Annotated in this window: 7 protein-coding genes, 2 tRNA genes and 1 pseudogene; all 10 read right to left on the bottom strand. The window is 34.1% G+C overall.

The window, feature by feature from the left end:
* Nucleotide 1 precedes the first annotated feature (1 nt).
* Nucleotides 2-75, bottom strand: a tRNA-Arg gene (locus AB8B52_RS03570).
* A gap of 29 nt (nt 76-104) precedes the next feature.
* On the bottom strand, nt 105-671 hold the full coding sequence (locus AB8B52_RS03565) for a GatB/YqeY domain-containing protein (RefSeq protein ID WP_406025317.1): 567 nt from the start codon (nt 669-671) through the stop codon (nt 105-107).
* 44 nt (nt 672-715) lie between these two features.
* Nucleotides 716-2,131, bottom strand: a pseudogene (locus AB8B52_RS03560) (efflux RND transporter permease subunit).
* Between the two features lie 48 nt (nt 2,132-2,179).
* Nucleotides 2,180-2,389 carry a hypothetical protein gene (locus AB8B52_RS03555; protein ID WP_406025315.1) on the bottom strand — a complete coding sequence of 70 codons (210 nt, stop codon included), beginning with the start codon at nt 2,387-2,389 and terminating at the stop codon, nt 2,180-2,182.
* 111 nt (nt 2,390-2,500) lie between these two features.
* Nucleotides 2,501-2,914, bottom strand: coding sequence for an HYC_CC_PP family protein (locus tag AB8B52_RS03550; RefSeq protein ID WP_406025314.1), 414 nt, complete (start codon nt 2,912-2,914; stop codon nt 2,501-2,503).
* A gap of 261 nt (nt 2,915-3,175) precedes the next feature.
* Nucleotides 3,176-3,248 (bottom strand) — tRNA-Met (locus tag AB8B52_RS03545).
* Between the two features lie 174 nt (nt 3,249-3,422).
* Nucleotides 3,423-4,256 (bottom strand): Two component regulator three Y domain protein, encoded by an 834-nt coding sequence (locus tag AB8B52_RS03540; protein ID WP_406025312.1) that lies wholly within the window; start codon nt 4,254-4,256, stop codon nt 3,423-3,425.
* Nucleotides 4,257-4,386: 130 nt separating this feature from the next.
* Nucleotides 4,387-4,569 carry a CPXCG motif-containing cysteine-rich protein gene (locus AB8B52_RS03535; RefSeq protein WP_406025310.1) on the bottom strand — a complete coding sequence of 61 codons (183 nt, stop codon included), beginning with the start codon at nt 4,567-4,569 and terminating at the stop codon, nt 4,387-4,389.
* Between the two features lie 9 nt (nt 4,570-4,578).
* The gene (locus tag AB8B52_RS03530) at nt 4,579-5,901 is read right to left on the bottom strand and encodes a TolC family protein (protein WP_406025309.1); all 1,323 of its coding nucleotides are present in this window, start codon (nt 5,899-5,901) and stop codon (nt 4,579-4,581) included.
* On the bottom strand, nt 5,901-9,191 hold the full coding sequence (locus tag AB8B52_RS03525) for an efflux RND transporter permease subunit (protein WP_406025307.1): 3,291 nt from the start codon (nt 9,189-9,191) through the stop codon (nt 5,901-5,903). The genes AB8B52_RS03530 and AB8B52_RS03525 overlap by 1 nt, the downstream gene beginning before the upstream one ends.

The following is a 9,191-nucleotide window of genomic DNA, read 5'->3' as shown; positions in this document are numbered from 1 at the left end:
GTGACCTCGAGAGGATTCGAACCTCCAACCCTCAGAGCCGAAATCTGATATTCTATCCAGTTGAACTACGAGGCCATATTTGTGTCTAAGCAGTAATTTCTAAACTAAGACAACTTCGATTTTACAATAGTAGATATGGTCTTTCCATCTGCTTGACCAGCTAATTCCTTAGAAACAACACCCATAACTTTACCCATATCTTTCATCCCTTCTGCACTTAACTGATCTATAGTCATTACAACTACTTTTTCAATTTCTGGAATGGTGGCTACAGCCATATCTAATTGCTGAAGAACACGTTTATTTTCGGCAACACCTGAATGTGGTAATGAGGTTGGCATTAATAGAAAAGAGCCTTCGTTTAAAGATGGCATAAATTCTTTTCCTGTATTGTTCATAATCCATCCTCCAGAAATTAGCACAGTTGCTGGAATAATTAAAAACAATAACTTGTTTGCTAGAGCCCAATTTAAAATTTGTCCATAATACCGTCGTAAAATTGAAAATATTCCTAAAATTCCGAAGCAAATAGTCGCTACAAAAATTAAGTTTACTACAATACTTCTGTCAAAGCCTAATGGTCTCCAATATTCGGCAAGTAAAAATATAATGGTAGTACATGAAATAATAATATTTACAAGATTGCTGTTTTTCTTATTTAGTTTACCCAAAACTCCGAGTAAACCTGTAATACCAAAAGCAATTAAAATAATCCCTAACCAATAACCATAATTGCGATTCCAGCAACTATTAAAGCACCATTTATAATATGCTTAAATGAACTTTTAAGTGATGTTTTTCTGAATAAATAAGGTGCGAATGGTGGGATTAGAAATAAAGCAATAACCAAAGATGCCGATAACGCCATCGTTTTGGTAAATGCTAAAGGTCTAAACAGTTTTCCTTCTGCACCAATCATTGTAAATACAGGAACAAAGCTAATAATTGTAGTTAATACCGCAGTTAAAATCGCTCCAGAAACTTCGGCAGTAGCATTATAAACCACTTCATTTGTAGTTAACTCTGTACCATCTTCTTGTAGCCGTAATTTTTCATCATCGAGATGGCGAATCATATTCTATGCGAAAATGACGCCAACATCTACCATAGTTCCAATAGCAATAGCAATACCGGAAAGTGCTACAATATTGGCATCTACGTTAAACAGTTTCATGGCAACAAATACCATTAATACTGCAACAGGCAACAATCCAGAAATTAAAATAGAAGCTCTTAAATTGAAAACCATAACAATAATAACCAAAATGGTAATTAATATTTCTAGTGTCAATGCTTCATTAAGGGTGTCTAATGTTTCTTCAATAAGCTCGGTACGGTCATAGAAAGGAATGACTGTCAATTGAGATATTCGTCCATCTGCCAATACTTTTGTTGGTAATCCACCTTTCAGTTCCTCAATTTGGGCTTTTACATTGGTAATGACTTCCATTGGATTAGCACCATATCGTGCAACTACAACACCACCAACGACTTCAGCACCTTCTTTGTCTAATATACCTCTTCGTGTTGCTGGACCTAATGATACTTTACCTATGTCTTTAATCTTAATTGAAGTAAAATCTTCTGAAGTTACTACAGCATTTTCAATATCTTCAACAAATTTTACATAACCTAAACCACGCACTAAATATTCAGCTTGATTAATTTCTAAAGTCTGCGCACCAATATCTTGATTACTACTTTTAACCACTTTTACAACTTGGTTTAAACCAATGTTATATTGACGCATTAGCTCTGGATTAACATCAACTTGATACTCCTGAACATAACCACCAATGGAAGCGACTTCAGAAACACCACTTGCAGTAGATAAAGCATATTTTACATAGTAATCTTGAATGCTACGCAATTCGTGTAAATCCCAACCACCAGTAACATTTCCGTTTTCATCTCGACCTTCAAGCGTGTACCAAAATATTTGTCCTAAACCTGTGGCATCTGGTCCTAATGCAGGATTAACACCTTCTGGTAATAATCCACTTGGTAATGAATTGAGTTTTTCGAGGATGCGACTGCGACTCCAATAGAATTCTATATCTTCTACAAAAATGATATAGATACTTGAAAACCCAAACATAGAAGAACTACGAATGGTTTTTACCCCTGGAATACCAAGTAAAGAAGTAGTTAAAGGATAAGTGATTTGGTCTTCTATATCTTATGGCGAACGACCATCCCACTTTGTGAATACAATTTGTTGATTTTCTCCAATATCTGCAATGGCATCTACCGCTACAGGGTTGCTTGGTAAAAATCCTATATCCCAATTAAAAGGCGCGTTTACAGTTCCCCATCCAACAAAAAGGACGAGTAACAGAACTGCTACGAGTTTGTTTTCTATTAAAAATTTGATGCTTTTATTTAGCATTAGCTTTGATTATTAAACAGTTAGACATTGGCGTTAGGAAAACACCGAATACAGCAAATTATCCTTATGACATTATAAAGTTATAGGATAAAACAGTCTATTGTTTAAAAATCAAATTAAATAAGTCTCGTCAATCTTGTAGAGTTGCCTTATGACGAGTGGTGGTTCGTATTCTTCAAAAGAAGATACATTGTTATCTAAAACTTCAGAAAGGTTAATATAAGTGTAAACAAATGAAGCGATGAATACTTGTTGCTCAAAAGAAATTTTGTCAACTTGCAGTTGTAGTTCGTCTTGACCATCAACTATCAATTGTTCATCATTACAACAGTTCTTTTTTGTAATAGAACAACCTTCAGTTGAAGATTGTTCCATTTCCATTCCGCATCCTTCTGCTTTATGGAACATAGAAGTTTCTACCAAAGTATCCCCACAATAATGCATACTAAGCGTAAATGACATTGTAGAGAGTAACACTACAAAAGCCATTGCCAAAGACATTATTTTATGGAATACTTGTTTCATACTGATAACGAAGTTACAAAATTTTAAAATAGAAAGATTTAGTTAACAGGAATTTAGCTGAAGTGATCTTTGTATTATTCAAAAAATGTGATTTTTGATAATAATAATAATAATAACTTCAATGTCAATTTAAAATACTAAATGAAATTAATCTAAATCAAATACTATTAGGTATAAGATAAGTGGTCTTATTCTGTACCTATTCTGTACCCATTGAAATAAAAAAGCCTTTCAATTTCTTGAAAGGCTTGATATTACTAGTAGCGGGAACTGGACTCGAACCAGTGACCTTCGGGTTATGAGCCCGACGAGCTACCTACTGCTCTATCCCGCGATTTTTGATTTTAAAATGACTTATGTTTTTCAAACACTCGGTTCATAATGCCGACTCAATCATTTTAGGACTGCAAATATACAACGCTTTTTAATTATTGCAAGCATTAAAACAAAAAAATAACGTTCAAAATTTTGAACGTTATTTCTAATGTATTAAAAATTTATAGGTTAACTAATCTTCGTCATCTAAAGTAGCTAGCGTACCCTCCATATTGGCTGCATCTAAATCAAAATCAACAATATGAGGAAGTACGTCTTTTAATACAGCATAGTTTCCTTTAAATTGATTGTTACTTAATAATAGCGTTTTTAAGCCTTGTAACTCCACCAATACACCAGGCAAAGTACCATAAAACGCATTATTAGATAATACTAATTCTTCAAGCTGTTGCAGTTGCCCTATTGATTTTGGAATTGTTCCCATCAAATTATTATCAAAAAGGCTTAGTATTTTCAAAGATTTTAAATTCGCCATGCTTGCAGGCAATTTACCCATCAGCAAATTACTGCTCAAATTTAGATTTTCAAGTTTACTTAAGTTTCCTATTGATGCTGGAATCTCACCGAAAAGATCATTATTAAATAATTCTAAAGACTTCAGATTTGTTAATGCTCCAATATTTTTTGGTATGGCACCATTTAAGCTATTCGAGAATAATTTAATTTCTTCCAAACTAATCATATCTACCAAAGAATTTGGTAATTGACCTTCTAACTTATTGAAAGATAAATTAAGAACTTTTAAGTGTGTTAAATTAGAAATTGATTCAGGAAGACTTCCCGTTAAGCTATTAAAACTAAGGTTTATGGCTACCACATTATCATTTTCTAATGTGAGTCCGTACCATTCAGAAACTGATTGCTCTAAATCCCATGACTGATTCCATGACTCACCACCTGTTGCCTCATACAAATCTAGCAATGCTATTTTTTGATTTTGAGAAACTTGGGCAAACGAAAATACTGAAACTAAGCAGAGAAATAATGTTATCTTAAGTGTCTTCATAACTAGTAGATTTCTGTGGAGGGACACAATAACATTTCAAATATAGGCATAATACCACTTAACAGCAACTTTTTTCGATGAAATACACTAAACTATAACAAGTTAAGCTTATAATTTTTAAGAAATTATTCTATTGTTCAATATTTTCAGCTTGAAAACCTGTAATCTCCTGTTGTTCCGTGTGCGCTGTAATTTGAATAGGATTACAACATATTTCACAATCTTCAATATAACTTTGATAGGTTTGAGATACATCAATTAACATCGAAATTTGCTCCCAACAATAAGGACATTGAAAAAATTGTTCTTCCATTTCTGAGATTTAAAATTCAACATTTAACAACTCACCACTAATTTGAAGTGCAATAACTTCAGCTAGTTTAGCGTCATACTTAGCCTGATTTCGAGCTAACTCTGCTGTAAGCAAATTGAGCTGTGCTTGCCTAAATTCAATAGACGTAACTTGCCCTAGTTTGAATTTTTCCTGCGTACGGTTAAAATTATTTTTAGCGGTTTTTATATTATCTTCTTGAACATTATATATTAAAAGCATGTTTTGATAATTGTCCCAAGCATTATTAAAATTACGCGTAATATCGAGTTCTAACTGTGTCTTTTGTAATTTTTGGTTTTCTAAATTGAGTCTTGCATTTTTTACACGTGTTATAGTAGTGCCACCATCAAACAAATTCCAAGTAAGATTAATACCACCGGAAACGCCAGTATTGGTATTTTGAAGCACAAAGGCCAGCGGACTATTATTTGCAGACTCGTTCCAACCATAAGAACCAGTTAAACCAATGCTCGGCAGATACCCAGATTTATTTGCCTTAATAGTGAACTCATTAATGGCAATATTTTTTTCATTTTGTATGAGCGTTACGTTATTTGCGTAAATTGAGTTAAGCAAATCATCTTTATTAGGCTGCATTAAAAATGCCACTGTGGTGTCTACCGCAAACGTATTAGAAATGCTATTGCCAGTAACCACATTTAAATCGCGTTTAGCATTTATTAAACGCTGCTTGGCATTGATAATATTTATACTGTCGTTGTTAATATCAACCTCTGCGTTAAGTACATCTAACTTTGTATTTTGTCCAAACTCAAACTGATATTCGGAACGTGTGAGTCGATCTTTTGAAATTTTGAGCGTTTCTTCTAAAGATTTAAGATTTTCACTTTGTCGCGCCACATCATAATATACAGTAAGCAGTTGGGTAATTGTATTCTCGATGGTTTCGCGAGCTTGTAATTCAGATAAATTGTATTCTTCTTTTAAACGTTTGTAATCGTAATAGCGTCCTAAACCATCAAACAGCGTATAATTAAGATTTATTGAGGCATTGTAACGTCTCGTTTCTGCTCCTTCTGCAAGTCTTACATCGCCATTTGCTAACTGACCTTCGGTATTTTGTCTATCTATTGATCCGCCAGCATTACCAGTAACGGTTGGTAAATAACGAGAGTTGAGTATGTTTTTATTATTTTCTGAAATTTTTAGGTTGTTAGACGCTATTAAGATTCCAAAGTTATTTTCTAAAGCAAGAGCAACAGCTCGTTCTTTAGTTACCACTTCTTGAGCAAAACTGGTGATTGAAATAATCAAAAGACTGACTAATACTATGAATTTATACGTTTTCATTACCTCCTATTATATGGTGCTCGATTCGACTTTCTTCTTACAGAATAAGCGTCCGTTTTTAACTTTGTAGTTGTTGTTAAACTAGAAACCTTTGAGTCTTCACCTTCATTTTGTTCTTTTATAGCACGTTCTACTTCTTCTTTCGAAATTTTATTCCCTGTAGCCAACCACTTCGCTCCTACTTTTATATTATTACTAATGGATAAAAATAAAGGCAACACTAACAAGGTTAATATGGTTGCATATGCAATACCAAATGTAATACTGATCGCCATTGGTTTTAAAAATTGAGCTTGTCTACTTTTTTCTAATAGTAACGGTGCCAAACCTGCAATGGTAGTTAGTGAGGTTAAAAATATGGCTCTGAATCTTGATTTTCCGGCTTCTGACAAGGCCAAATCAAATGTCATACCTTCTTTTAAGTTCGAATTAAATTTACCTATCAATACCAATCCATCATTCACCATAATTCCGATTAAAGCAATAATACCGAGCAATGACAGAATATTAAGTGGAAAACCTAACCAAAAATGTCCCCAAGCCACCGCTGTTAAACTGAATGGAATTAACAGTATCAACAATAAGGGTTGACTGTAACTTCTAAATGTGAAGGCGATGGTTGTATAGATTAATAATAAGATGATTAAACCTGCCGAACTCAAAGAGCTGCTCAATTTCTCCTTTTCTCTATTTTGACCTTCAAAGGAAGCAGAAATTGTTGGGTATTTAGATTGTAATTCCGGAATGACATTCAATCGTAAATCTTCCATAATATCCGTATTACTGGCATTGGCATCTTTCATGTCTGCCGAAATCTGAATTTCTCTTCGACCTTCTAAATGATTAATAGCCACATCGCCTCGTGCAATACTATAATCTGCAATATCTCTGAGGTTGACTCTTGTGCCTGTTGGTGTTACAATTCGCATTTCATCAAGATCGTTTATAGAACTTCTATTATTTCTATCGTAACGTACCCAAACTCTAATTTCGTCTTGTCCACGCTGAAAACGCTGAGCTTGCACACCAAAGAAACCTGCACGTACTTGACTCATTACAGTTCGTAAATCGAGACCCAATAAATAAGCACTTTGCTTTAGTTCTAATCGGATTTCTTTGATACCAGCAGGATCATTATCCTCAACGTCCTTTAAAGCAGGATCTGCTTCCATAATCTCCTTTAATTCGGTTTTAGCAGCTTTTAATTCGTTTATATTATTTCCTAATAGTGACACCGAAATAGGACTGCCTCCAAAATTTCCACCAGACCCAAATATTAAACGTTCCGTGCCAACAACTGGTCCAACTAATTCGCGCAATCGATTAGCTACTAAAATTGAACTGATAACATCTGGACGTTCTTCTCCTGGAAGCATGTTAATTCGTAAAGACGCACTCGAGGAGCTATTAACCGTTCTTATGGTATTTTCAAACAACAACTTATCCGTTCCGCTTAAATATTTATCTGAAAATTCTTGGTTTACAATTTCGGCTTTATCCTCTATCATTGAGATAATAGAATCTGTAATTTTTACATTAGTGCCATTTGGCATATCTAATGCTATCGATATCTGATCACTAGCAATTCTAGGAAATAAGGTTACACTTATAATTCCGCCACCAACCGCACCAAACGTAAACACCAATAAGGCTAAAAATATACCTAAAGCTAAGAGTTTAAATTCTAATACAAACCTTAAAACTGGTGTGTATAATTTGTCCCTTAAAAAACTCATAACACGATCACCAAACTTATTGATGTATCGCATTTTAGAAAAGAACTTTTTTACACCTGTAAGATTTTCTTCTTTTTCCTTTTTAGCTCTCAATGCTTTAGAGTGTGCTAAATGCGCAGGTAAAATGATTAACGCCTCAACTAAAGACACTGTTAAAGTTAAAATAACGATGACCGAAACTTCACTAAAAAATTCACCAATTCTACTGTCTAAAAACAAGAATGTAGAAAAAGCTAAAAGTGTCGTTATTATTGCTGAAACTACAGGTGGAATAACTTCCATCACTCCATCAACTGCAGCATCAAAAGGACTTTTACCACGCTCGTAGTGTTGATAGATATTTTCGGCAATAACAATACCATCATCCACGAGAATACCAATAACGATAATCATTCCAAAGAGTGATAACACGTTGATTGTAACATCAAACTGACCTGCAAATATAAACATGCCTAAAAACGAAATAGGCAAGCCAAAAGCCACCCAAAAGGCTAAACGTGTATTTAAAAAGATGGATAAAAAGATGAGTACTAAAAGAATACCAACCGCTGCATTTTCTAACAACAATTGCGTCCGTTGCTCTAATGTAATAGACAAATCGCGCACCACATTTAACTGCACATTATTGTACTTTTGGTTGTAATCTTCGATATAGTCTTTTACTTTTTGAGCTGAACTGACTAAATCTTCATTATTAGTACTTGTGACCGTAATATCAACTGATAATTCTTTATTGAAATAGGTGGCATTTGGTGTTTCAGAAAAACGATCTCTTATAATGGCAACGTCTTTCAGCCTAACAATTTTTCCTTCTGGTGTTGCTTTAACAATAACATTAGATAAATCGTTACCATAATAAGAACGGTTATTAGCTCTAATTAAATATTCTTCAGCATCGGTTTTTACGTTTCCGCCTGTAACTAAAATATTAGACTGCCCAACAGCAAGCGCTACATCTGTAAAGGTAATATCGTAAGCTAATAAGTTATTTTCATTAACAGCAATTTCGATTTCTTCTTGCGGATAACCAGAAACTTCAACCTGCGAAATACCATCAATACCTCGTAAGTCATTTTCTACTTGGCGACCAATTTCTTTTAACGTTACCAACGGAATCGCTTTACCGCTAACCGCAAAACTTATGGTTTGCCGTACTTCTTCGCGCTTAGCCACAATAAGCGGCTCCATACCAGTTGGGTAACTTGGTACACGATCTACAGCGTTCTTAACTTCGAGAAGCATAAAATCTATGTTTTCTCCTTTTTCAATTTCTATAGTAATTGTACCGCTGTTCTCTCTAGAAACCGAAGTGACCCGATCTACTCCACGTAATCCTTTTAAATTATCTTCAATTTGAAGCACAATACCTTCTTCAATTTCTTGAGGTGAAGCACCAGGATAGGTAATACTAACATTAATAATTTTTGATTCTACTAAAGGAAAAAAACTTGATTTTAAACTGTTATAACCTAATAAGCCAAACACAAAAAATGCACCAATGACGATATTAACGGCAATATGATATCGAATAAAAAACGAGATAATTTTTCTCAT

It is taken from the genome of Winogradskyella sp. (assembly GCF_045105575.1).
In the GTDB taxonomy this organism is placed as follows: Bacteria; Bacteroidota; Bacteroidia; order Flavobacteriales; family Flavobacteriaceae; genus Winogradskyella.
This window is presented reverse-complemented; position numbering and strand designations above follow the sequence as displayed.

Bases quoted from the DNA above. Each gene is read 5' to 3' on its own strand.
- AB8B52_RS03555 (WP_406025315.1), bottom strand. From the start codon at position 2,389: ATGCTAAATAAAAGCATCAAATTTTTAATAGAAAACAAACTCGTAGCA.
- AB8B52_RS03535 (WP_406025310.1), bottom strand. From the start codon at position 4,569: ATGGAAGAACAATTTTTTCAATGTCCTTATTGTTGGGAGCAAATTTCG.
- AB8B52_RS03550 (WP_406025314.1), bottom strand. From the start codon at position 2,914: ATGAAACAAGTATTCCATAAAATAATGTCTTTGGCAATGGCTTTTGTA.
- AB8B52_RS03525 (WP_406025307.1), bottom strand. From the start codon at position 9,191: ATGAGAAAAATTATCTCGTTTTTTATTCGATATCATATTGCCGTTAAT.
- AB8B52_RS03530 (WP_406025309.1), bottom strand. From the start codon at position 5,901: ATGAAAACGTATAAATTCATAGTATTAGTCAGTCTTTTGATTATTTCA.
- AB8B52_RS03540 (WP_406025312.1), bottom strand. From the start codon at position 4,256: ATGAAGACACTTAAGATAACATTATTTCTCTGCTTAGTTTCAGTATTT.